Origin of the sequence: Streptomyces sp. NPDC050535 (genome assembly GCF_044457665.1) — a bacterium.
Lineage (GTDB): Bacteria > Actinomycetota > Actinomycetes > Streptomycetales > Streptomycetaceae > Streptomyces.
Window position 1 is genome coordinate 357556 of record NZ_JBITHE010000005.1, and the last position, 22796, is coordinate 380351.

General features: G+C 69.8%; 23 protein-coding genes and 1 tRNA gene. 6 read left to right on the plus strand and 18 right to left on the minus strand.

The window, feature by feature from the left end; translation table 11 throughout:
* Window positions 1-43 precede the first annotated feature (43 nt).
* Window positions 44-1573: a PP2C family protein-serine/threonine phosphatase gene (locus tag ACIBLC_RS14735; RefSeq protein ID WP_399211284.1), complete on the minus strand. Its 1530-nt coding sequence runs from the start codon at window positions 1571-1573 to the stop codon at window positions 44-46.
* A gap of 482 nt (window positions 1574-2055) precedes the next feature.
* Here ACIBLC_RS14735 and ACIBLC_RS14740 point away from each other — a divergent pair, with 482 nt between their 5' ends.
* Together ACIBLC_RS14740 and ACIBLC_RS14745 are read left to right on the plus strand one after the other, a co-directional pair.
* Complete coding sequence (locus tag ACIBLC_RS14740; protein ID WP_399211285.1) at window positions 2056-2721, plus strand: bifunctional DNA primase/polymerase; 666 nt, start codon at window positions 2056-2058, stop codon at window positions 2719-2721.
* Window positions 2722-2777: 56 nt separating this feature from the next.
* The gene (locus ACIBLC_RS14745) at window positions 2778-3383 is read left to right on the plus strand and encodes a hypothetical protein (RefSeq protein WP_399211286.1); all 606 of its coding nucleotides are present in this window, start codon (window positions 2778-2780) and stop codon (window positions 3381-3383) included.
* Between the two features lie 244 nt (window positions 3384-3627).
* On the opposite strand, the gene ACIBLC_RS14750 is transcribed toward ACIBLC_RS14745, so the two are convergent.
* The 3 genes from ACIBLC_RS14750 to ACIBLC_RS14760 all read right to left on the minus strand — a co-directional run bounded on the left by ACIBLC_RS14750 (window position 3628) and on the right by ACIBLC_RS14760 (window position 6341).
* Entirely contained in the window at window positions 3628-4617 is a 990-nt protein-coding gene (locus tag ACIBLC_RS14750) for a DUF5926 family protein (RefSeq protein ID WP_399211287.1), read from the minus strand.
* A gap of 143 nt (window positions 4618-4760) precedes the next feature.
* Complete coding sequence (locus ACIBLC_RS14755; RefSeq protein WP_399211288.1) at window positions 4761-5414, minus strand: ATP-binding protein; 654 nt, start codon at window positions 5412-5414, stop codon at window positions 4761-4763.
* 117 nt (window positions 5415-5531) lie between these two features.
* A complete protein-coding gene (locus ACIBLC_RS14760) occupies window positions 5532-6341 on the minus strand; it encodes a glycerophosphodiester phosphodiesterase (RefSeq protein WP_399211289.1) in 810 nt (269 codons plus the stop codon).
* Window positions 6342-6615: 274 nt separating this feature from the next.
* On the opposite strand from ACIBLC_RS14760, the gene ACIBLC_RS14765 reads away from it, so the two are divergent.
* Together ACIBLC_RS14765 and ACIBLC_RS14770 are read left to right on the plus strand one after the other, a co-directional pair.
* Complete coding sequence (locus tag ACIBLC_RS14765) at window positions 6616-8244, plus strand: trypsin-like peptidase domain-containing protein (protein ID WP_399211290.1); 1629 nt, start codon at window positions 6616-6618, stop codon at window positions 8242-8244.
* A 343-nt stretch (window positions 8245-8587) separates the two neighbouring features.
* Window positions 8588-8674, plus strand: a tRNA-Ser gene (locus ACIBLC_RS14770).
* 141 nt (window positions 8675-8815) lie between these two features.
* Here the strand turns inward: ACIBLC_RS14770 and ACIBLC_RS14775 are convergent.
* The 14 genes from ACIBLC_RS14775 to ACIBLC_RS14840 form a co-directional block, all read right to left on the minus strand.
* Entirely contained in the window at window positions 8816-10225 is a 1410-nt protein-coding gene (locus ACIBLC_RS14775; RefSeq protein WP_399211292.1) for a tyrosine-type recombinase/integrase, read from the minus strand.
* Window positions 10226-10286: 61 nt separating this feature from the next.
* Window positions 10287-10478, minus strand: a complete 192-nt coding sequence (locus tag ACIBLC_RS14780; protein ID WP_365442084.1) for a helix-turn-helix domain-containing protein — start codon at window positions 10476-10478, stop codon at window positions 10287-10289.
* A 182-nt stretch (window positions 10479-10660) separates the two neighbouring features.
* Window positions 10661-11908, minus strand: a complete 1248-nt coding sequence (locus ACIBLC_RS14785) for a DUF3631 domain-containing protein (RefSeq protein ID WP_399211293.1) — start codon at window positions 11906-11908, stop codon at window positions 10661-10663.
* Window positions 11905-12087 (minus strand): hypothetical protein, encoded by a 183-nt coding sequence (locus ACIBLC_RS14790; RefSeq protein WP_399211294.1) that lies wholly within the window; start codon window positions 12085-12087, stop codon window positions 11905-11907. The genes ACIBLC_RS14785 and ACIBLC_RS14790 overlap by 4 nt, the downstream gene beginning before the upstream one ends.
* Window positions 12088-12254: 167 nt before the next feature.
* The gene (locus ACIBLC_RS14795) at window positions 12255-13160 is read right to left on the minus strand and encodes a bifunctional DNA primase/polymerase (protein WP_399211424.1); all 906 of its coding nucleotides are present in this window, start codon (window positions 13158-13160) and stop codon (window positions 12255-12257) included.
* 8 nt (window positions 13161-13168) lie between these two features.
* Window positions 13169-13888 (minus strand): SAM-dependent methyltransferase, encoded by a 720-nt coding sequence (locus tag ACIBLC_RS14800; RefSeq protein ID WP_399211295.1) that lies wholly within the window; start codon window positions 13886-13888, stop codon window positions 13169-13171.
* Window positions 13885-14616 (minus strand): DNA methylase, encoded by a 732-nt coding sequence (locus ACIBLC_RS14805; RefSeq protein WP_399211296.1) that lies wholly within the window; start codon window positions 14614-14616, stop codon window positions 13885-13887. The genes ACIBLC_RS14800 and ACIBLC_RS14805 overlap by 4 nt, the downstream gene beginning before the upstream one ends.
* 90 nt (window positions 14617-14706) lie before the next feature.
* A complete protein-coding gene (locus ACIBLC_RS14810) occupies window positions 14707-15018 on the minus strand; it encodes a hypothetical protein (protein ID WP_399211298.1) in 312 nt (103 codons plus the stop codon).
* A gap of 234 nt (window positions 15019-15252) precedes the next feature.
* On the minus strand, window positions 15253-17358 hold the full coding sequence (locus ACIBLC_RS14815; RefSeq protein ID WP_399211299.1) for a hypothetical protein: 2106 nt from the start codon (window positions 17356-17358) through the stop codon (window positions 15253-15255).
* Window position 17359: 1 nt separating this feature from the next.
* Window positions 17360-18832 carry a hypothetical protein gene (locus ACIBLC_RS14820; RefSeq protein WP_399211300.1) on the minus strand — a complete coding sequence of 491 codons (1473 nt, stop codon included), beginning with the start codon at window positions 18830-18832 and terminating at the stop codon, window positions 17360-17362.
* Between the two features lie 169 nt (window positions 18833-19001).
* The gene (locus ACIBLC_RS14825) at window positions 19002-19343 is read right to left on the minus strand and encodes an RRQRL motif-containing zinc-binding protein (protein ID WP_399211301.1); all 342 of its coding nucleotides are present in this window, start codon (window positions 19341-19343) and stop codon (window positions 19002-19004) included.
* Window positions 19343-20380 carry a DUF2637 domain-containing protein gene (locus tag ACIBLC_RS14830; RefSeq protein ID WP_399211302.1) on the minus strand — a complete coding sequence of 346 codons (1038 nt, stop codon included), beginning with the start codon at window positions 20378-20380 and terminating at the stop codon, window positions 19343-19345. Before ACIBLC_RS14830 ends, ACIBLC_RS14825 begins: the two co-directional genes overlap by 1 nt.
* On the minus strand, window positions 20373-20573 hold the full coding sequence (locus ACIBLC_RS14835; RefSeq protein WP_399211303.1) for a hypothetical protein: 201 nt from the start codon (window positions 20571-20573) through the stop codon (window positions 20373-20375). The genes ACIBLC_RS14830 and ACIBLC_RS14835 overlap by 8 nt, the downstream gene beginning before the upstream one ends.
* Entirely contained in the window at window positions 20570-20875 is a 306-nt protein-coding gene (locus tag ACIBLC_RS14840; protein ID WP_399211304.1) for a hypothetical protein, read from the minus strand. Before ACIBLC_RS14840 ends, ACIBLC_RS14835 begins: the two co-directional genes overlap by 4 nt.
* Window positions 20876-21302: 427 nt before the next feature.
* Between ACIBLC_RS14840 and ACIBLC_RS14845 the strand changes: the two genes are divergently transcribed.
* Together ACIBLC_RS14845 and ACIBLC_RS14850 are read left to right on the plus strand one after the other, a co-directional pair.
* A complete protein-coding gene (locus ACIBLC_RS14845; protein WP_399211305.1) occupies window positions 21303-22097 on the plus strand; it encodes a GntR family transcriptional regulator in 795 nt (264 codons plus the stop codon).
* Window positions 22094-22759, plus strand: a complete 666-nt coding sequence (locus tag ACIBLC_RS14850) for a YdcF family protein (RefSeq protein ID WP_399211307.1) — start codon at window positions 22094-22096, stop codon at window positions 22757-22759. Before ACIBLC_RS14845 ends, ACIBLC_RS14850 begins: the two co-directional genes overlap by 4 nt.
* Window positions 22760-22796 lie beyond the last annotated feature (37 nt).

The window sequence follows — 22796 nt, forward strand, 5'->3', positions numbered from 1 at the left end:
GGGTCCAGAGCCGGAAGGCCCGTTACACAGGGCGGTCCGGCGCTCACTCGAAGCGCGCCGCCAGCAGGACGACGTCCTCCTCGGAGTCCGCCTCGTCCAGCCCGTCCGGCAGCACACTCCGCAGTACGTGATCGGCGAGCGCGCCCGGGTCGTCGCGCACGGTCCTGGGGACGCTCGCGGCGGCCGCGTGCAGCCGGGCGAAGGCGCGGTCCATGGGGTCGCCGGTGCGGTGCAGCAGGCCGTCCGTGTAGAGCAGCACCGTTTCACCGGGCTCGGCGCACAGCTCGACGCTCGGTGCCTCCCAGCAGGCGAGCATGCCCAGGGGCGCCGACAGGGAGGTCTCCACGAACTCCGTGCGCCGCGGGCCGATCACCAGGGGCGGGCAGTGTCCCGCGCCGGCGAGCGTGATCTTGCGCAGCGCGGGCTCGCAGAAGGCGAAGAGGGCGGTGGCGGAGCGGGCCGGCTCGGTCAGCCGCATCAGCAGTTCGAGGTCGGAGAGGACGGCGACGGGGTCCTCGCCCTCCATCACCGCGTACGCCCTCAGGGACGCTCTGAGACGGCCCATCGCGGCGACCGCGCTGGGCCCGGACCCGGTGACGGAGCCGACCGCGAGGCCGAGCGCCGCGTCGGGCAGCGGCAGCGCGTCGTACCAGTCGCCGCCGCCGCGCGGTCCCGTGCGGTGCCGGGCGGCGAGCTGGACGCCGGACACCCGGGGCAGCCGTGAGGGGAGCAGCTCCTCGGAGACGGTCGTGATGCACGCGCGCGTGCGCTCCAGTTCCAGCAGCCGTGCCAGGTGCTCGGTCGCGTGCCGGGCGTACCGGCCGATGAGGTGGCGCTGGCGCTCCACCGGTTCGGCGGGCTCGTCGTAGAGCCACACGGCGGCGCCCAGGCGGCCCGCGGCGTCGGTGGACAGCGGCAGCGCGTAGCTCGCCGCGTACCCGAGCCGGGCGGCCACCTCGCGGTGGCGGGGGTCGAGCCCGTCCTCGGCGAACAGGTCGGGCTGTGTGATCTCCGCCTCGCCGCCCGGCAGTCCGGCGGCCGTGTCGAGAAGCTTCCCGTACGCCGTACAGCTGCGCGGGATGGTCTCGATGTGGCCGAGATCGGCCCGCGCGAGGCCCAGTCCGATCGTGGTGTCGGGGCCGAGTCCGTCACCCGGTTCCATGACGACGAGACCGCGCCGGGCGCCCACGAGGGCGGCTCCGGCGCGCAGCAGTTCCTCCAGGGCGTCGCTCAGTGTCGCCGTGCGAGCCAGGCGTTCGGTGAGTTCGTGGAGGGTGGTGAGATCGGAGACCAGTCCGGCGAGACGATCTTGTAGATCGGCTCCGGGGCCGGTGGGCGAGGCGGAAGTGGTGGCCGATGGGGTGGTCCTGGTGGCGGACGTCGGCGCGACAGTGTGTGCGGGCGAGGGGACCGTGGAATCGATTCCGGCCACTTTCGGAAGGTGAGGGGCGGTCATGTCATCCGGCTTTCCGACCGGTGCGTATTGCTCAATAGCATCGCAAACCCCCATGTCGTTCTGCGCCGCAAGCAGTGTCTCCACATGTACACGCACTCGTAAGGGGATGTCCAGCATTGTCCTGCCGGGATTCCTGGTGTCCGTGAGACCGGCGGTAACCCTTGCGGAATAGTAAAGTTGGCTTAAAACTGACTCGGGTAAGGGCTTATTGAGGTCGACTGGCCTCGTTCCACAGAGCGTCACAGCGGTCGTGATGGGTACGTACTCGGTGAAGGCCAGGGGCGGTTGCGAATCGCCCGGAACCTGGCAGTGGATCCGGGCGTCTTATCCACCGACGACCGTGCCCCATCCTCCCGTGGCGGAGGCGGCTAGAAATACCCGGGACGGCAATTCGCCAGGCGCCGCCACCCCACGCCATGCCCATGCTTCAGGCACACGAAGTACGGACGCGGACGCAGCCAGACGCTCGGCCCAGAGGGGTTCCCCTTGCCTCCAGCAAGGGTGTGATGCGCCAGCAGGTACGCACAGTGAAGTGATCGACACATGATGTGAATGGTCCACAGTGTTGCCAGGCGTGCAACGGAAAGGAACGAGCGCTCATGCGCGAGATCCTCGGAAGGCGACGCAGGCTCCTGTCCAGGCGAAACAACGGCAGGCCTGAGATGCTCAAGTCAGCCCTGACCTTCGCGACCGAATGGCAGTGGCCCGTACTCCCGGGTGTGGCGTCGGACCCGCAGGGGCGGGCCCGCTGCGGATGTCCCGACCCGGAGTGCACGGTGCCCGGCGCCCATCCCTTCGACCCAGGCCTCCTCGCGGCCACCACCGACGAGCGCATGGTGCGCTGGTGGTGGACCAACCGGCCGACAGCACCGATCGTGCTGGCCACCGGCGAGAAGGCCCCCTGCGCGGTGAGCCTGCCCGCCCTCGCGGCGGCTCGCGCGCTCGCCGCGCTCGACCGCCAGGGCATGCGCCTCGGCCCGGTCGTCGCCGCCCCCACGCGATGGGCGATCCTCGTCGCGCCCTACTCCCTGGAGCAGCTCGGCGAGCTGCTGTACGCCAAGGACTACGTCCCCGGCTCGCTCCGCTTCCACGGAGAGGGCGGCTACATCGCGCTGCCTCCGTCGGAGACGGGCCAGGGCCAGCTCCGCTGGGAACGCGCGCCGCTGCCCGGCTCGGCCGCGCCCTGGGTACCCGATGTGGAAGCCGTGGTGGACGCCGTCGTGGAGGCTCTCACTCGTACGGGTGTGAGCGCGCCCGAGTTGTAGGGGTGTCGGGCGCGCGGCGAACCGGGCGCCCGCCCATGGTCGTTATCTTCAGCCCTATGCCGCGCCACTCCGGGGGACGACCCCGAGAATCCCGAAGAGTTCGTCTGCTCGCGCTCGTGGGCGTGGTGGCGGTCGCGGTCGCCCTTCCGCTGGCCGTGGCATCCGCAGGACCTGTCGACGACCAGGGTCCTGCGGATGCACGTGCGCCCGAACGCTCCACGCACTCCGCGCCCGACGGCGGCAGCAGTGTTGGCACGGGCAGCGACAACGGCAAGGGGCCGGCCCCCGACCCCGCGCGCTCGCCCCGGCTGCTCGGCCTCGGTCTCGCGACCGCCGCCCGCTGCGGCCCCGAACTCACCTCCGCCGACGGCATCGAGGCGCAGACCTGTGTCCTGACACAGGGTGAGGAGACATGGGCGCGCACCTACTACCGGAACGCGACCGGCGGCGAGCTGAGTTCCGTACTGAGCCTCATGGAGCCGGGTGGCCGCACGGTGCTGATGCGGTGCGCGGTGAGCGCGCAGGACGACCCTGGAGCGTGCGAGACACCGAGGGGGCGCACGACGGGAGACGTGGGGGCGTACGCGGCGGTCGCGGAGTTCGCGAAGGGCGGCGAGGACGGGCCGCTGCTGCTGCGCTCGGGGAGCAACTCGGCGCCGTAGCAAGCCGGTTGACGCGGTCCGGGACTCCGCACCGGATTCCGCACATGAGAAGACCCGGTTGCTGGCGACGGGGGATGCACCAGCAACCGGGCTACTCGAACGGTAACAAGAGATCGGCGGTTCGCAAATTCGGTCTTGGCTATTCGGACACGAATTTACCTGTCAGTACGGGGAGTTGTGACAGGACTCACCCCTCTGGTGAGTCCTGACCACCTGACCGGTCGGTCAGTTCCCTGTCTGTGCGTCAGCTGAGCGTCACCTGTCGGTTGGTGAGGCCGCCGCGCGCCCGCCGCTCGTCCGCCGTGAGCGGTGCGTCCGCGGCGAGGGCGGTGGTGAGACGCTCGGCGAACTCGGCCGCCGGCTTCTCGATGTCGTCCGCCGTGACCCCCGTCGGCAGGTCCCAGACCGGCACGGTGAGCCCGTGCGCGCGGAAGGAGCCGACCAGGCGGGTGCCCTCGCCCAGACCGGACTTCCCGGCGACGTGCAGCCGAGCGAGCGCGTCCAGAAGCCGCTCCTCCTGGTACGGCATGACCCAGCGCAGGTGGTTCTTGTCGGGGGTCTCGCACCAGTAGGCGGCGTCGACACCGGAGAGCTTCACGGTCGGGATGGCGGCGGCGTTGGCCCGCTCCAGGGAGGCGGCCACCTCGGGCGACGCGTTCTCCGCGTCCGGGACCCAGAATTCGAAGCCCGTGTGCACAACTGGCTCGAACGCGCCTTCGGGGTCGAGCAGATCTTGGAGCCGCGGACCGTCGGCGGCGGCGCGGCGGCCCTCGACCGGAGTGCCGGGCTGCGCGGTGAGCGCCCGCCGGAGGGTGTCGGCGAGGTCGCGGCTGATGTCGCCGGACGCCGTGTCGTTCTGGAGGCCGATCAGGACCGAGCCGTCGTCGCGGCGCAGCGCGGGCCATGCCATCGGCAGGACGGTGGCGAGCGTGACCGAGGGGACGCCCTCCGGCAGGCCCTCCCTGAGCTTCAGCTCGACGGTCGCGGCGGGCACCAGCTCGCGCAGCGCGATCCAGTCGCCCTCGCCGGCCAGGCCCTCGAAGGGGCGCTGCACCAGCTCGGTCGCGGCGTGCGCGGCGGCCCGGCCGTGACAGGCCTTGTAGCGGCGGCCACTGCCGCAGGGGCAGGGTTCGCGAGCGCCGACAACCTGGACGTGTCCATCAGCGCCGCCGGCACGGGCACCATCCTTCAGCTGAGGCTGCTTGGCCTTCGTCTGCGGTCGCTTCTTGGCCATCGTGGGTGTCTCCCGGTTACGGCTCGTCTGGTACGGGCGCGAGCCTAGCCGTTCGTACGAGAGCCGACGGGACCCTGTGGACAACGCACCGAGTCGTCCCGGAACCGACACTTCGGTCCAGGTGGTGTCGTATCGAGCGCGCTTCAGGCCAGGTCGTCGAACGCGTCCGCGAAGTCCAGGTCGGGTATCGCGGGCCGCGGTATGAGCGGCTGGCGCCGGCCGGCCGGTGACGTGACGCGCGTAGCCGGGTCGTCCCGTCGACGGGCCGGCTTCACGCTGTCCTGGACGACGACCCAGACCGTGATCTCTCCGTGGGCGTCGTCCCGGACGCCCCAGTCCTTGGCCAGTGCCGTGATGATGTTCAGCCCGCGGCCGCCGTGGGCGGTCACCGAGGGTGTGGCCGGGACGGGTCGGGTCGGTCCACCGCCGTCCGTCACCTCGACCGTGAGCCGTCCCGACGGATCGACCTGCCACGCGGCGCGGACGTCACCGTCACCCGCCAGGGCGTCGCCGAGCGGCCTGCCGTGCCGGCACGCGTTGCTGAGCAGTTCGGAAAGGATCAGTACGGCGTCGTCGATGACCGTTTCCGCTACCCCACCGGTACGCAACTGATCGCGCATCCGGTGTCTCGCTTCCCCCACGCCCGCAGGGCCATGAGGAACGGCCATGCTCGACGACGTGGGCACCTCTTGTGCCACCACCAACGCCACCCCCGAGACCTCCTTTGCCCCACGCCACGGTGTGGATGCCCTCTTGTACTGGACCGGAAACCGGCCAATCCAGGTCTGCTGACGCACTCGTAACGATCGAATACGGAACGAACGCGCCGGTGCACTCCTGGTGACCGTGTGGCTGGTTTTCGACGCTGCCCGGTGGGGTTATAGGTGATGGCTGGCTGAAAGTGCGCGGTGGCGTCAGCGGCCCAGCCGGCTCAGGACCGCGCGCGGGCGGTTCGTGATGATGGCGTCGATGCCCAGCTCAACGCAGAGGTCGACATCCTCCGGGTCGTTCACCGTCCAGACGTGGATCTTGTGTCCGGCGCGTTTCAGACGGTCGATGTACCCGGGGTGACTGCGTACGATCCGCATCGACGGGCCCGCGATCCGGACACCGGCGGGCAGCCGCCCGTCGCGCAGCCGGGGCGAGACGAACTGCAGCAGATACACCGTGGGCAGGGTCGGCGAGGCGGTCCTGACGCGCTGCAGTGAGCGCGCCGAGAAACTCATGACGCGTACCGGCGACTCGGCCGCGGAGTCCGGGGCGTCCAGGCCGAAACGCTTCAGCAGGAGCAGCAGCCGCTCCTCGACCTGCCCCGCCCAGCGCGTGGGGTGCTTGGTCTCGATGGCCAGTTCCACGCGGCGGCCCGCGTCGGCGACGAGTTCGAGCAGCCGCTCCAGGGTGAGGACGGAGGTGTCCTCGCGGTCCCCGGGGCCGTACTCCCAGTCGGGAGACTCGTCGCGGTTCTTCCAGGCGCCGAAGTCCAGCGCCGCGAGATCGGCGAGCTCCAGGGCCGAGACCGCTCCGCGGCCGTTCGACGTACGGTTGACGCGGCGGTCGTGGACGCAGACGAGATGGCCGTCCGCGGTCAGCCGCACATCGCACTCGAGGGCGTCCGCACCGTCCTCGATCGCCTTCCTGTACGCGGCCAGGGTGTGCTCGGGTGCTTCCTCGGAGGCTCCGCGGTGGGCGACGACCTGAATCGGGTGCTGTCGTGCGTAGGTCACCGCGTCATGGTGCCACCGTCGGAGGGCTGACGTGAGGGCGTATATGTCGAGAATGAGTTAATTTCTGCCGACAGGCCCCTTGTAAGGGTTGGTCTCGGACACACAGGCACCGCTTATGGTGCTCTGACGTCCAGTGGGAAAAGCTGACGGCAGACAAGAGCATCGGTAGAACAAGAGCACATGCACAGCTGAATCGCGCCGGACCGTCGACAAGCGTGAGCGAGTGTGACCGAGTGCGACCGAGAACAACAGCCGTGGATCGAGGAGAAGAGCTGTGAGCACCGAGAACGAGGGCAACGCAGTACCCCCGGCCCCGTCCGCACCTCCCGTGCCGGTGGACACTCCCGCTGCTTCCGCGCAGAGCGCCGCACCCGGGGAGAGCGCGCCGACCGCTCAACTCCCGTCGGTGCCGCCGAGCGCTCCCGGCACACCGGAGCAGGCACCTGCGTACGGCGCACCGGGCCATGCGCCGGCGTACGGCTCTCCGGGCCAGCCGCCGGCGTACGGTGCACCGGGCCAGGCGCCTGCGTACGGCTCTCCGGATCAGGCACCTGCGTACGGTGGCGCACCCGATCAGGCACCGGCGTACGCCTCCGTGGGCGGCGGGGCTCCTGACGCGCAGGGATACGACTCCGGGTCTGCCGGAGCGTCTGGGCCGTCCGGGGCGCCGGTCTCCGCGGCCGACGCGGGCTGGCCGCCTCCGCCGCCCGCCACCCCCTCGTACGCGGACGGCGGCGGTTCGGGATCCGGCTGGGGCTCCTCCTCCCACCAGCCCGCCCACAAGTCCGGCGGCGGACGCGGCGGTCTGGTCGCCGCGATCCTCGTCGCCGCGCTGGTCGCGGGCGGCGTGGGCGGCGGCATCGGCTACTCGCTGGCCAAGGGGAACGACGACTCCACCGGATCGACCACGGTGTCCGCCTCGGAGAGCGGCGGCGACGTGAAGCGCGCCGCGGACACCGTCGCGGGCGTGGCCGCCAAGGCGCTGCCGAGCACGGTCACCATCGAGGCCGAGAGCAGCAGCGGCGAGGGCGGCACGGGCACCGGCTTCGTGTTCGACAAGGAAGGCCACATCCTCACCAACAACCACGTGGTGGCGGACGCGGTCGACAACGGCAAGCTCACCGCGACCTTCTCCAACGGCAAGAAGTACAACGCCGAAGTGGTCGGCCACGCGCAGGGTTACGACGTCGCCGTCATCAAGCTGAAGAACCCGCCCTCGGACCTGACGCCCCTCGCCCTCGGCAACTCCGACAAGGTGGCCGTCGGCGACACGACCATCGCGATCGGCGCCCCCTTCGGCCTCTCGAACACGGTGACCACGGGCATCATCAGCGCCAAGAACCGCCCGGTGGCCTCCAGCGACGGCACGTCGAGCAGCGCCTCGTACATGAGCGCGCTCCAGACGGACGCCTCCATCAACCCCGGTAACTCCGGCGGTCCCCTGCTGGACGCCCAGGGCTCGGTCATCGGCATCAACTCGGCGATCCAGTCCAGCGGCAGCCTCGGCGGCACCAGCCAGTCCGGCTCCATCGGCCTGGGCTTCGCGATCCCGATAAACCAGGCGAAGAACGTGGCCCAGCAGCTGATCAAGACGGGCAAGCCGGTCTACCCGGTGATCGGTGCGTCGGTCTCCCTCGAAGAGGGCACCGGCGGGGCGAAGATCACCGACCAGGGTGCGAGCGGCTCCGCCTCCGTCACGGCCGGCGGCCCCGCGGACAAGGCGGGCCTCAAGTCCGGCGACGTCATCACCAAGCTCGACAACCAGGTGATCGACAGCGGCCCCACCCTGATCGGCGAGATCTGGACCCACAAGCCCGGAGACACCGTCAAGCTCACCTACACCCGCAACGGCAAGACCCAGACGACGGACGTCACCCTGGGCGAACGCGAGGGCGACAGCTGACGGTGGGTCGGCGCGTGAGTGGAACTGAGCTGAGCTGAACTGATCGGCACCGTAAGGGGCGCCCTCGTTTGGGGGCGCCCCTTACGCGTGTCTCCTGTACGGAGCCTGAGCCCTTGGCAACTGGCCCCGGCTTCTCGGCCCCCGTCTTTCGGGCCCCGCCTCTCGGCACGCGGAACCGGCGATGCGACTGCCCTCGGAGAGCTGGTGCCGGGGTTCCGCGACGCGGTGACGGAGCTCTACTCCGCCCACGAACCCATCGCGGCCCTCCCTGCGGCCCACCGCCCACGACACCTCCCGAGGCCGGTACTCTGTACTCGCTCCGCCCCAGGTGGGCCGGGGCGTTGGTGGGTTGCCCGAGCGGCCTAAGGGAACGGTCTTGAAAACCGTCGTGGCAGCGATGTCACCGTGGGTTCAAATCCCACACCCACCGCAAGGTCAAAGAGTGTGCAGGTCAGAAGGGGTGTCTCCCAGCGAGAGACACCCCTTCTGCGTTCCCGCTGTCTCACCCTGACTCGCGTGTATCCCAGCTTTGACCAGTACGTATGGGCCATCTGTGGGCCAGGAATCGGGCCTACTCGTCGTCAGCCAGGCCCCGGGCGATCAGTTGGTTGGAGCGTCCCTGATCCCCCTTCAAGATCTTGGCGTAGAAGCGGTAGAGCACCGCGATGCTGTGCCCTGCCCGTGCCGCCACCTCTGCCGGATCCACCCCCGATTTGATCCACAGGGAAACACCGGCGTGCCTCAGCGAGTACGGGACATCGGCGAGCCGGGACGCCACCTCGTGCTCTGACAGAGCCTTGACCCGAGCGGCGCTCCACAGATCGCAGTACTCCGTGGAACGCACGCGGCTACCTCTCACCGCTCGGAAGAGTCGACCGTCCGGCGCGGTGCCGTACGCGGCGATGTGGTCACGGAGCATCTTGACTAGCGCTGGCGGAATCGGCACGGACCGAGTCGCCCCGCGGGCACGACGCTTGAGCCCTCGCGACTCGTACGAGGTTCCGTCATCCGTCCAGCCGCCGGCCACTTCGGGGCGACTCTCCCCGAGCAGCAACTCCCCCCACTGATCGGCGGTTTCCTCGCTGTCAGGGGGCAGCGTGCAGTCTGAGCGCTTCAACGACGCAATCTCCCCCGGGCGCATCGCGGCGTAGTACAGGCAACCGAAGAACGCTGCCATGTGCTCACCGCGTGATCCAGCGCCGCGTACGGCATCGATGAGCGCGCGAGCCTGCGCGGGTCCGGGGACGTACCGAAAGTCGATCTCGTCGTCCCGCTCGGGAACTGTCCAGTCGACGCGTTGGAGCGGGTTGGTGGACAGGAGTCCCTTCTCCTCCACGGTGTACTTGAGGAAGTTGCTCAGGACCATGAGCTTTCGCCGCAAGGTGTTCTCAGCCGCCTTGCGGCCGTCCAGCCGTCGTGAGAGCGCGTCCAGGGCGGGACGGAGCAACTCCGGGTTCTCCAGGGCGCTCACCTGTGCGGAGTGCTCGGAGAGCCACGACAGGGCGGCGCGGATGTCCTCCGGGGGTTCGTCAGCGACGTGGCGAGCGACCAGCTCACCATCGGGACCCGTTACCGCGCGGAACGCCCACTGATAGAGCGCCGCCCGCAGCGTCTTGGCCTTCGGGGCACCCCGGTTCGTGGTGACGAGAGCGGGGATCACGACCGCGAGCGATTCGGCGATGCTGGCACGGTGCTTGGCGGCGGCGCGTGGCCACTTCATCAGCGCGTACGCGGTGGCGTGCTCGTACCAGGTGGGCGAGTTGAGCGCCGCCAACTCGCGCGCCGGCAGACCGGTTTCCTCGTCGAACTGCTCGCGTTCCCGCAGCGCGGTCATGAGTTCGGAGCGGCGCCCGTCGGCCTGTGTCTTGAGCTTGAAACTCCGGGAGTGAGGACGGCGACCGACACGCCACCGCAGCTCAAAGGGCTTGGGGCGTCCGGATCGCTTGCGGATTGACCAGATGTCTACGTCGTACGTGAGCATGGGGCTCCCACGGAGAAGGGCCCGCCGAACGGCGGGCCCTTGGTTGATGTGCGGGGTTGAGTCAGGCGGCGGTGCGCTCTCCGCAGTTCTCCCACCAGGCGTCGAGGTCGGTGCGGTTGACGCGGAGCTGGCCGTTGGGGAGCGTGTGGATGCGGGGGGCTTTGCCACGGGCGCGCATGCGGTAGAACGCCGCGCGGCTCATCTTGATCTCTGCGAGGACTTCAGCGAGCTTGAGCTTCTCGGGGCGGGCCATGGTGAAACTCCTTGGAGAAGTGCCGTGTTGGGGCTCGGGGCCCCCTTCCCAGGGGTCCGCCACGTCCGCCACGCCGCCACATCGCAGGTCAGAGCCTTGATCGTGTGGCGGATAGCGGTTGTGTGGCGGATAGGTGCCGCCACACCCGGACGGTGTGGCGGCACCGGAGTGAGCCAGTTCGGTCAGATGGTGAGGGCGGGCTGTGTGGCGGTTTCCGTGGATGTGTGGCGGATGGCGGTGGCGGTATCCGCCACGGATGCACCCCCGCTGACCTGCGGTGTGGCGGACGTGGCGGACGTGGCGGATTCTCCGGGGGAGGGAGGGCAGTACCGCGACCAGGCGTCTGCGAGGTCTTCCGCGTAGTAGCCCTTGGGGAAGCCCGAAGCGGTCCGGATACCGCGCGGCTTGATCGGCTTGATGTGCGGGGTGACGTACTGACCGAGCAGCCGGGCGAGGGTCCGGGAGTTGATCGGTTTGTCGTCCAGGTCGCCCCACGGGGCGTCGTCCATGCGCAGCAGGCATTCGATGATGGCGGCGGTGGGCATCCGGTCCTCACCGCAGAACACCTTGTCGCGCAGGTCGGTCAGCAGCCGGACGCCCATGGAGGCTTCGTCGTTGTCGTGGCCTGCGTTGATCAGTTCGAGGCAGGCGGCGCGGGCCCGTGCGGGCCAGTCTCCGCCGGCCGCGTCTGCCACGGCGAGGAGGGGTTCCCAGACGTCGGCGGGGCGGTCGGTGACGCCTTCGGGCATGGCGGGCCATGCGCCTGCGACCTGGTCGCTGACGGTCTTGGCCCACTTCGCGAGGCGGTCACGGATGGCGTGGCCCTGCTGGTCGTGGATGCGCTGCCGGTAGCTCTCCACCTTCTCGTTGGGGGCGCGCTTGCGCATGCGGATGATGACGGAGCGGGTCAGGACGGTGTCGGGCAGGGAGCCGAGTCCTGCCATGGCGACGGCGCAGTACGAGCCGAAGACCTGCGCGTTCTGGTTGGAGCCTTCGCCAACGCACCGCAGGGCGCCGCCGATGCGCCGGTATCCGGCGTTCAGGAATCCGCGTAGTGCTTCGTCGGCGCCGGCCTTGGGGCCGAAGATCGTGTCCACCTCGTCGAACAGGACGGTGGGCAGGCCATCGGCTGAGTCGACCAGCCGGTACAGGGCGTTCGCGGACGCGGACACGGTGGCGACCGGGCGGGGGGTGAGGAGTTCCACGATCTCCAGCGCGCGGGACTTCCCGGAGCCGGGCTCCGGGGACAGGAACGCGATCCGGGGTGTGGTCTCGAAGCAGTCGATCAGGTGGGCGTGCGCGTCCCACAGCGCCACGGCGACGTAACCGGATTCGGTGGGAAAGACGTTGAAGCGACGGTGGAAGGCTTCCACCTCGTTCAGCAGCGCGGCGCCGTCGATGGTGGGCGGGGTGGGGGTTGGGTCGGTCATGCGGCGGCCCTCCCTTCCTGGGGTGTGCGGAGCGGGCAGGTGTCGCGGTGTGCTTCGTGGTCGGTGATCAGGGCGAGCACGCGGGCTTTGCCCATGGCGCTGCGGTCACGGCCGCACAGGCACTTCGAGGTGGCGGTGGGCACGGCGCCCCGGGGCGCGATGATGGACAACCACGCCACGGGGTACCGGCCATCACGCCGGCGGGGGTCAGGGCGAACAGCAATGGGGATGCCTTCGGCGACGCCCTTCGAGTCGCCTACGGCCGTCGTGTCCACAGGCTGTGGAGCGGCGTGCGGCCGGTCGGCGGTCACGGATGGGCAATCCAGGCGGGGGGAGTTGGGGCCGGTCATGAGGCTGCCTGCCGTGGTGTGGCGTGGGTGATGACCCAGTCCATGGCGCTGCGGATGGTGGTGCGGCACTCGGCCGGCGGGAGTCCGGTAGCCTCCCCCGCCGCCTGGATTGCCTGCTCTGCCGAGTCCCTGGGGAGGTGGCCCCATGCGACGAACCGGGCCACCTTGCAGGCGCTCTTGTGCAGCGTGTTGTTACGGCCGTTCGGCCCGCCCTCGTTCGCCGCCCGGATGACCGCACACTCGCGCTCCAAAGCGGTGTTCGCTGCTCGGGTCCCGTCCCGCACGGGAGCCAATTCCACACATGAGGGCTTGGGCTGTTCCGTGAGCAGGGAAGCCAGCCACACGGGCAGCGGGACCACCGGAGCATCGTCGAGGACCTCGTACGTGCCGTCGGGGGTAGTGCTGCCGGAGGCGACGACGTATCCTCCCCACGCACGGGTGTCGATGTGCTTGCCGAGCCGGTCCGCGCTGCACTTCAACCGGACGCCGGGCGGGGCGGTGAAGTACAGGTGCTCTCCGCCGCGCGCGGTCCGCACCCGGTAGGTGTGGGGGATGGCCTGTCCGGTGCGCTCGCAGAGCGCCGCAAGGGAAGTCGCGCCGTCAGGCGCTCCTTTCGGCTCTTCGGGCTTGCACACGTCCAGGTCGATGACGAGCAGACCGGCCGGTCCGGTAGCGATCCCGACGTTGTAGGGGCGGGCGCCCCATGTGGCGTGGATCAACTCGGGGTTGGTGGTGGCGCGCTGTTCGGGCTTGCGGTGCCCGTGCGCACAGCGCCCGGTGCCGGGGCAGGCCCGTTCGGGATGTCCGGCCGGCCGCTTGGCCCATGGGTGCAGGGGGATGACGGGCCAGTCGCGCCCCGCGGCTGTCAGCGCGGAGTCGAGCAGGCGCCGGTTCGCGGTCATCAGGTCGTTCACGCGGCCACCTCCAGCGTGCGGGAGGTGAGGAACGCGTGGCCGATCCACTGGCTGTAGGCGGGTGGGATGGCTTCGCAGACTTCGCGGATGCCGCGTTTGATGTCGCCGCCGGCCGGGACTTTGATCCACGGCATGTTCATGGCGTCGCAGGCGGCGTTCTGCCAGGCGCGGGAGTGGGCGCCACCGGTGATGGTCATGAACGGCTTGTGGGGTGTGGGCAGGTAGCCGTTGCGCGTGCAGCGCTCGATGTGCGCCGGGTGCTGGGGGGTGGCCAGCGGCCAGTTCGTCTCGAAGACGCGGTGCCGGTAGACGTTCAGGTCGAACATCGGGCCACACAGCATCGCCGGGTCCCGCAGCTTGGCGGCTGCCGCCTCCACGTTCTCCAGCACGTAGGGCAGGCCGACCGCCTCGAACGCCGCCCGGGTCGGGTCGATCAGGTCGGGATAGACCTTGTGGTTGTAGGCGTTCAGCGGCGTGTAGAGCTGGCACGGCGGGCTGCCGTGACCGAGGTCGAACTCATGCCCGCGGTCGCGGATGTACTCGATGGCGTCGCCCTGGTGGAACTCGAACGGGTAGTTGGGCTGCGGGTTGATGTCGACGCCGACCACCTCGAAACCGGCGAGGTGGAAGCCCATCGCCATGCCGCCGGCGCAGCAGAAGGCGTCCAGCACCCGCAGCCCGTTCGGCCGCCGCACCGGCAGCACACGGGCGCTCACGCCGCCACCTCCACCGGGGCCATGGCGGCGAGGTGGGCGCGGCCGATGAACTCGGTGTAGGCGGGCGGGATGGCCTCGGTCAGTTCCTCGCGGACGTCGGTCCACGTGATGCCCATCGCGGCCTGAAGCTCCGGGATGGACGGCTTGCCCCCGCCGTTGCCGTAGGCGGCGACGTACGGTCCGTCGAAGTAGCGGCCGTGCCGCCACCCGCGGACCCGTCCCCGGTGGGCGACGTGCGCCGGCTGCTCGATCGTCCAGCCGCCCAACTCGAAGTTGCGGTGGCGGATGACTCCGAGGCCGAACATCTCCCCGCACAGGGTCAGATCCCGTCGGATGTCCGCGCGGCCGTTGGGCTGCTCGATGATGTAGGGCAGGCCGGTCTTCTCCAGGAGTTCGCGGGTGGGCGCCACCAGATCCTCATGTCGGCCGCCCCACCCGCGGGACTGGTTGGTGCCCACGGTGAGCGCGCACTTGGCCTGGCACGGCGGGGAGGCGTGCACGAACGCGTACCGCTCGATCTCCCCGGAGTCGATCAGCGCGGCCAGTCGCTCCGGTGCGTCGCCGTGATGGTAGGCGAAGGGGTAGTTGGGCCGGGAGGCGATGTCGACACCGTCCACGGCGAACCCTGCGCGGTGGTAGCCCATGGCGGCGCCGCCGGCGCACGAGAACAGATCCAGCAGACGCGGCCGTAGGCCACGTGCTCGCCGGATGTCGGTGGGTTGAGTCATGCTGGGAGGTCTCCAGTTCCTTTGATGGATGCTGGCTGGCAAGGGCGGCCCCGCTTCTTTGGCGAGAGGGAGGGGCCGCCCTTGGCGTAGCTAGGTGTTCTTGGAGCGGAAGAGCTTGAGGGTGATGCCACCGACCCCGAGCGGGCCGGCGGCCCCCGCGATGACGGTGACCGTGTGGGCCGCGGCGTCGAGCAGGAAGCAGATCGCGGCGACCAGTCCCCAACCGCCGGCGACGACCGCGCCGGCGACGGCGAACGGGACGACGATGCGCTGCCACGGGATGCCCTTCGGATCGATCGCCGGGGCGACGATGACGATCGGCCGGCCGGTCGCCTGAGCGCGCTGGTAGACGTCGGCGGGGATGTGCGGAGCTATCTGGCCGGGCGGGGTGTACTGGCTCATTCCTGGCTCCCTGAGGGTGTGCCGCGGGCCCGCGGCAACTGGTGGCGCGGGCCCGTGCGGCGGGGTGGTGTGCTTGTCGCGTTGCTTGTCGTCTCTCTTGTCGCATGGCTTGTCGTCCGGCTTGTCGCTTGTCTTGTCTTGTCGCTTGTCGCCTCCCAGGTCACAAGCCGTATCCGGACCCCACAGGGCCCGTGGACGACATGCGGCGCGTGAGGGACGACAAGCGACAAGCGATCAGCCGTCGGCGGTGTGGGAGCGGTGAACGTAGCGGGCTTTGGTGCCCTCACCGACGCGCACGGCGGTGCCGTCCCGCATCCACGTTTTCAGCCAGCCGACGACCGTCTGACGCGTCGTGCCGTACGCGTCCGCGAGCGCGCGGGCGATCGCGGACGCGCCGGTGCCGTCCCGTCCGGCGGCGAGCAGCGCGGCGAGCGCGGCCTGTTGCGCAGGGCTGTCCTGCTCACCCCGCAGCGCCGACAGATTCAGCCCGGCCGGCTGGTCCGACCCGTTGCCCTCGACGGGGATGCTCGGGCCGGGTGCAGTGCCGAATTGAGCGTCGATCTCTTCACGGAACCGACGCGCCAACGCATCCTCGGGAGACTCCCGCTGCTCGCTCAACGCGGACAGCCGCAGCGCCGACGCCGGCCCGTACGGCTCAGCGTCGGTACTGTCGTCGTAGGCAACCTGCTCGCGCATCCATGCGGTGCGCTCCGCATCCCACCGCCGCGCATACGCGGGCCCGGCAGCCTTCGCGGACACGTCGTCCAGCTTCGGGTGCCGGTCGGACGTCGCTGCGGTGATCTCCCGGATCTGGTTGGGGAGGATCCGCCACGACTTGAACAGCGCGGCCGGCGACTCCGGGGTGCTCATGAACCCGGCGCCCTTGTGCGGCGCCTGGTCGACGCGCAGTCCGCGGCTGCCGGGGAACATCTTGGACAGGTCCATGCCCTCGGTCTCACCGCCGGTGAGCGCGGCGCGCACCTTGGCTTCGCGGCGGATCATCAGGTTGTTGAGCACGCTGCCGGTGGCTCCGAGGGCGGTGATGACGGTGCGCACGCCCATGGCGCGGGCGATGCGGATCACTTCGGTGAGCTTCTCGGCGAGCTTGCGGATCTGCCGGTCGGTGCTGGCCAGGATCTCCGCACCCTCATCGACGACGAGCATGATCTGAGGAATCCGCGGACTGATCGGCAGCAGGTCCGTGTTGGCCTTGGACAGCACGTCCTGGTAGCCCATCTTGCGTTGCTTGGCCACACGCACCGCGGCATCGAGCATGGTCAGGGCTTCGTCGTAGGTTCCGGCGAGCCAGTCGACGCCGGGCCGCACGGGCTTGCCGTCCTCCCGCGTCAGCTCCCCGTTCAGGGCGGGCAGGACCCAGGGCAGGCCGGCCGATCCGGCGTTCAGGTCGATCACCCACGTGAGTATGTCCTCAGCCCGCGCGAAGCCGGCCAGGATGTTGTGGACCATGTTCGTCTTGCCCGAACCCGTCGGACCGACGATCAACGCGCACTGCTCACGCAGGTAGGCCCGGATCTCCTCCGCGTTCGTCCGGTAGCCCCACGGGATGCCGGTATGCACGGAGAGCGGCCCGTAGTCGGAGGGGTAGTTGCGCACTTCTTCCAGCACGTTGACCGTGGTCACGTCGATGATGACCCGGCCCTGGTGGATGCCGGGGCCCGCGGTGGCGGTGCAGCCGTGCGGCAGCCGAGCATCGGCGGACAGCCGCGGCGACTCGGACGCGATCCGGTTCCACGTGGCGCCGCCGGCCGGGAGTTCGGCGTCGAGGGAGAACCCGGCCCCGGTCTCCCACATCTCGACACCGACGACGCGCACGGTGATGGAGCAGACGCGCTGGATACGGTCGACCCATTCCGCGGCGATCGCCCGCCGCTCCGCGGACAACTCCGCAGCAATGGTGCGCTGTTCAGCGGCGTCGGCTTCGTCCTCACGGGCTTCCTCAAACAGCGCGGCGGACCGTGCGGCGGCGCCGATGCCGACGCCGATGGTGGCGAGCGATCCGAGGGCGGCCCAGGTGAGCGGGCCGTTCGTCATGGCCCAGGTGGTCCAGCCGGCGCCGACGAGCCAGGATGCGGCGCGGGTGGCGAGGGTGCGGCCGGCGTTGCGCACGCGGATACCGGCGATGGTGTGACCGAGGGCGCCGGCGGCGCCGGCGGCGAGTACCCAGCCGGGGGGCATGGCGGTCGCGGCCCCGGTGGTGGCGAGGGCGAAGGCTCCGGTGGTGGCGGACAGGGCGCCGGTCACGGGTCCGTGACCGGCACTCCAGTCCAGCACCGGGCCACTGCCCTGCTGCTTGTGTTTGGCGGTGGCGGTGGCGCTCATGTCAGACGTTCCAGCCCTTCTCAGCGTCGGTGCCGTTGCGGGGGTCCTCGTGCCGGGAGATGTCCTGCTCGTGCGCCTGCCGGAACAGCGGCCCCATGTCCTCCGCGACCGCGACGGCGCTCATCAGGGCACCGAAGATGTCGTTGAACCCGTCCGCGACTTCCTTCTCCAGCGGAAACTCCGAGTCGGACCGCTCCGCGAGGATCTTCATCACGTTCGCCACCGCGGTGAGCGCGGCGGGGAGCCCTTCGACCATGGCGAGGATCTCCATGGCGTTCTCGGGCTCGTACTGGTTGGCGGCCTGCTCCATCTCGGAAGCAGCCTCTTCGAACCGGAATCCGGACACGTGCTCTCCTTCACTCACAGGGATGTTCGTGCTGGTGGGAACCACGGCCGCGGGCCGCTCGACGCCTTCCGCGATACCGTCCGTGCCGTCCTTGGTGGCTGCCGCGTCCGCGGCGGCTTCCTGCTCGCGCCGCTTCGCGCGGGCACTCTCGTCGCGGGCCGCGCGCTGTTCGCCGGCGGTCTGCACCATGCGGCGGAACAAGCGCCCCCCGGGGTGGACCAGGGCGGGGATGTTGAGCTTGCGGCCGATCCAGGTGGTCAGGCAGCCGAGTAGCCCGACGGGCAGCGCGAGCAGCGCGGCGAGCAACCGGCGCCCCTGGAAGCGCGCCGCGGACCTGCGCAACGCCTGCCGGGCCGCCTTGCGAGCCGGGGCCTTACGGACCTGCGCACGCTGCGCGGCGACGGTGCCGCCGGTCTTGGCATCGCGCTTCGTGCGCTGCTTGGCGATCGCCGCGTCCCGCGCTGCGCGGGCTTTGCGGGCGGCGCCGCCCATCAGGCGGCCGGCGAGACCAGGCCGGTTGCCCAATCGGGGCTTGCGGGCCGCGGTCTTGGCGTTGCGGCGTGCATCGGCCACCGCACGCCGGGCACCGGTGGTCTGCGCCCGTTGTGCGCCGCGCGAGCCTGCCGCATCCCTCTGCGCGGCCCGCAACGCCTTGACCTGCCCGAACCGACCAGCAGCACCTTTACTCGTGCCAGCGGCGTGCTTGGACGGGCTGTGACCACTCTTGCTGAGGGTCTTCCCGCCGTTGGCGGCGCTGCTGCTGTGGCGGCCCGCGCTGCCGGTGGTGCGGCGGTGCTGACCGGGCACCTTGCCCGACCGGCCACCGGAGCCACCTGCACGCGAGCCACCCGAGCGACTCCCCGATCCGCCTCGCAGTCCAGCAGTGTGGGCAGCGGCACGGCCGGCAGTACGGGCGACGGAACGGCGGTTGTCACGGCGGGAGTTGGGCTTGCGGGAGCGGGTGGCGGCGATCGTGCCGAGCACGACCATGCCGGTAGCGGCGACAGCCGCGGCGATCGGCCCGCCCGCCAGGGCAGCGGCGGCGACCGCGCCCACGGTGCCGTTCGCCCCGGACAGGGCCAACGGGACGATGGGCCAGCCACCGGGCGTGTGCTCCACCTCCTTCATGTCCTTAACCGCAGTGGCCTGCGGTGCGGGTGTCGGGGGTGGTGCGGTAGAGGCAGCCTGAGCGGCTACCGGTTCAGTACTGAGGTCCGTCATGCTGTGAGCACTCCTTCAGGGGAGTAGGGCCCGGCCAGGGCTGTAGGAGGCGATTGGCCGGGCCTGCCAACGAGGGTCAGGCGGCGCGCTGTTCGTCGTCGGGATAGGCGCAGGTCACGCACATGCCGAGCGATGCGGGGATGACGTATCCGGCATCCCGCCTGCACTCCGGGCAGGTGCGCCGCGCGGTATTGGCCTTGGCCAGAGCCGCCCACTTCGCCGGCGTCATCGGCCGTACGGGCTTGGCCCTGTCGATCTCGTAGAGGTAGGCGACCAGCGGGCCGCGCCGGTAGCGCGGTCGCTCGATCTGCGCGGCCACGTCCTGCCCACCGGGCCGTAACCCCCGGGCCCGTAGCTGCCGGACCGTGGCCAGACCCTCCGGAGCAAGGCGCCAGGAGTAGACGGGTATGGAGGCCATCAGCCGGCAACCTCAGCCGACTCGGACCCCTCCGCGCTGCTCTCGCGCAGACGCGTAGCCACCCAACCGATCGACCAGCCGGTCTCTTCCGCCAACTGCCGCACCGACTTCTCGCCCTCCCTGAACGACCGGAGGTAGGCGCGGGCTTCGTCCTCAGGCATCTTCGTGAACGGGGTCGGCCCACTGTTCACGGCGGTGTTCACGACGCCGTTCACGGTGTTCACACCGACCCGCTCAACTGCCTCGCGGGAGGCCAGGGAAACGACCTCCCGCGCCTGCCGGTCGGACCGTGAACGGTCCGCCTGTTCACGCTGTTCACGCCGCAACGCGTCCTCACGCTGCTGCTCGTCATGGCGGACGCGCTCTTCGTATTCGCGCTGCTCACGACGGGTCTCAGCCTCACGATCGAGGCGTTCACGCTCGATACGCGCGTTGTGGTCACGCTCCGCGGCCCGCTCGGAAGCCTCCCGCTCGGCACGCTCACGTTCGACCTTTTCGGCATGGTCACGGGCCTGCTGTTCACGGTGTTCACGGTCGGCCCGTTCGCGTTCACGGTCGGCCCGCCGCTGCTGTTCACGCTGCTCGGTCTCGGCAGCCCGTGAACGCTCGATCCTGTCCACGGCCTTGTTGATCGCACGCCGGTAGGAGAGGCCTGCCTCAGCGGTGGCGATCAGCAAGAGCGGCGCCACCGAGTGGACCGCCACACCGACCGCATCCCCCTTGAGCGCGCTGTCTCCGATGTTCAGGAGCAGCGTCATCAGACCGGTCATCCACCGCAGCACGGCCGGCCACGCACCGGAGCTCCCGCCAAGGCGGGCCACGGTCGCATCAAGGCGGACCACGATGACCACCGCGGTGTCGACCACAAGCGGAAGGATCGGCGCGGTGCGGTCCCAGCCGTCCGGGGTGACCCGTTCCACCAGGGGCGTGACCGTGAGGACGGAGAACAGCACCGCACCAGCGGTGATGGCCCACGTCCCATAAGAGAGCGTCTTTTCCGCGGAGCGGATCTGCTCCGCGGACAGGGACTCAAGCATCGCGGCCCCCACCCTGCTCGCGCTCACGGCGGGCCCGGTAGGTGAGCATCAGATGCAGACAGCCGGCGAACACGGCCACGTTCCACAGACCGCGGCCCCACGACGGAAGCGGCACCAGCCACGACGTCACACACGCCGCGATCAGCACCGCACCGCCCTGGCGCAGCCACCAGGCGAGCAGCCGCTCCCTCATGCCGCCACCTGTGTTCCCGCAGTGCAGCGACCACCCTGGCGCTTCGCGGTGCGGCGTGAACGGCGGGTGGTGGGGCGGGAGATGAGCGGGCTCATGCGGAGCAGGGACTCGGCGAACGCCGCAGCCTCAGGGTCGCTCTCGCGCAGTTCCGTGAGCACTTCCCGCGCCACGTCCAGCCGCGCCGCCCGCTCCAGGTCCGACTCCCGGACGGGGCCGGTGAACAGCTCAAGGTCGATACCGAACGCCAACTCCGCGAACTCATCCGGCGTAACAGCCACATGACCAGCAACGATGTACTTCATGGGTCGTGACTCCTTCATTAGTCGAACGGCCCGAACAGCGGCCCCGGAGTTGCACCTCCGGGGCCGCACGCCGTTGAAGTCGGTTAGTCCGGCTCCCCTCAGCGCTGCTCGTGCGAGACGAGCAGCGGAGGCAACCGGCCGCAGCCACTGAGCTGCGAAACGGTGAAACATGCGCGGCCACAGCCGCGCGGCCGTCTTTTCGACTCGGGGAGACGGGGCCCACCTATGCAGTTGAAAAGGAGCGACCAGCAGGGGCTCTGTGAAAGCGGGTCCCGAACCGGCACGACCTTGAAGCAGCCCAAAGAAGACCCTTCCGGCCCGCTGTCCCAGGACTGCGAGCGGCCTGAGATGACTATGCATCGCAGTCCCAGGACTGTCAACAGTCCTGGGACTGTGCTTCACTGGGACGCGTCGAGAGGAGTGCCGCGTGGCACCGAAGTGGCGGGAGCTGGCAGACAAGCTCGCCGAACAGATCAGGAGCGGCGAATACGCTCCGGGCGCTCAGTTGCCCCAGATCAGGGACCTAGTGACCGCAGGTGAGGGGTCGAAAGACACCGTCCACAAGGCATACAAAGCTCTGGAGAGTCAGGGCCTTGTGACGTCTTCGCGCGGCCACGGCACAGTTGTGCGTCAGCAGACACCGCTCAAGCGGCTCGGTATCGCGCGGTACGACAAGGCGAAGTGGCGGGACGGCGGCGAAGTGGCGTTCATCGCCGACCGCGTGGCGTCGGGCCGCTCGTATCGCCGGAACGAGCAGACCCAGAACGTCAGCCGACTCAAGGCGCCGGCGCTTGTGGCCGAAGCTCACGGCCTGCCCGAAGGTGCCGAGGTGTACGCGCGGGCGCGTCTGGTGAAAGAGGGCACGCAGCCGACGCACACGTTGACCAGCTACTACAGGCCCGAGCACGTTGAAGGCACACGCATTGTCGACCCGACACCGGGGCCCGCAGGTCGCGGTGGCGGCTTCCGCGTCCTCTACGACGCCGGGTACGAGATCGACCACATGAAAGAGGAGCTCTACGCGCGCGTCCCCAGCGACGAGGAAGTCCAGCTCTTGCATCTCTCGCCGGGAGAGTGGGTGGTGGAGCTGCACCGCACCACGTACACCGCCGATGGGACTGTGGTGGAGTTCGCCATCGGGGTTCACGCGGCCACACGCTTCTCGTGGAGCTACGACTTCAGGGTGCCCGACTCAGCGCATACGGAAGGCGAGAGCAAGTGATCTCTACGCAAGTGTGGGCGGACGCCCAACGGCTCTGGGACTTCCAGCAGATGGGCCATGAGCCGCGCCCCTGCTCTGTGGCGATCGGACTTGGCAGCCACGATTTGGGGGTGGCAGACGCAACGGTCGACCTGTACGAGCGCGGGATGGTGCCGCTTATCGTTTTCACTGGGGCGACCAGCCGTACGACTCGCGAGCGCATGCCCCGCGGTGAAGCCGAGCACTACCGGGAGCGGGCGATCGAACTCGGGGTGCCCGCGGACGCCGTCCTTGTCGAGCCGCGGGCCCGGAATACGGGTGAGAACATCCGCTTCTCCCGCGCCCTGCTCCAAGACCGGGGCGTTCCCGTGTCCTCGGTCCTGTTGGTCAGCAAGCCGTACGAGGAACGACGGGCGTACGCCACGGCACGGAAGCTCTGGCCGGATGTCGAGTGGGTGAGCGCATCCACTCCCATGACGCTCCCTGAGTACGTCGATTCGATCCAGGACGCGCGCCTCGTCATCGACATGCTGGTCGGAGCCCAGCAGCGGCTAATGGTGTACCCCCGGCACGGGTTCATGATCGAGCAGACGATCCCCGACGATGTGGCGGCGGCGTACGAGCGCTTGTGCGCCGAAGGCTTCACCAGTCGCCTCCTGGCGGATGAGACGATGCGGGGCTGACGGAGTGATGTTCTGACCCTGTGGCCAACCTCCGGCC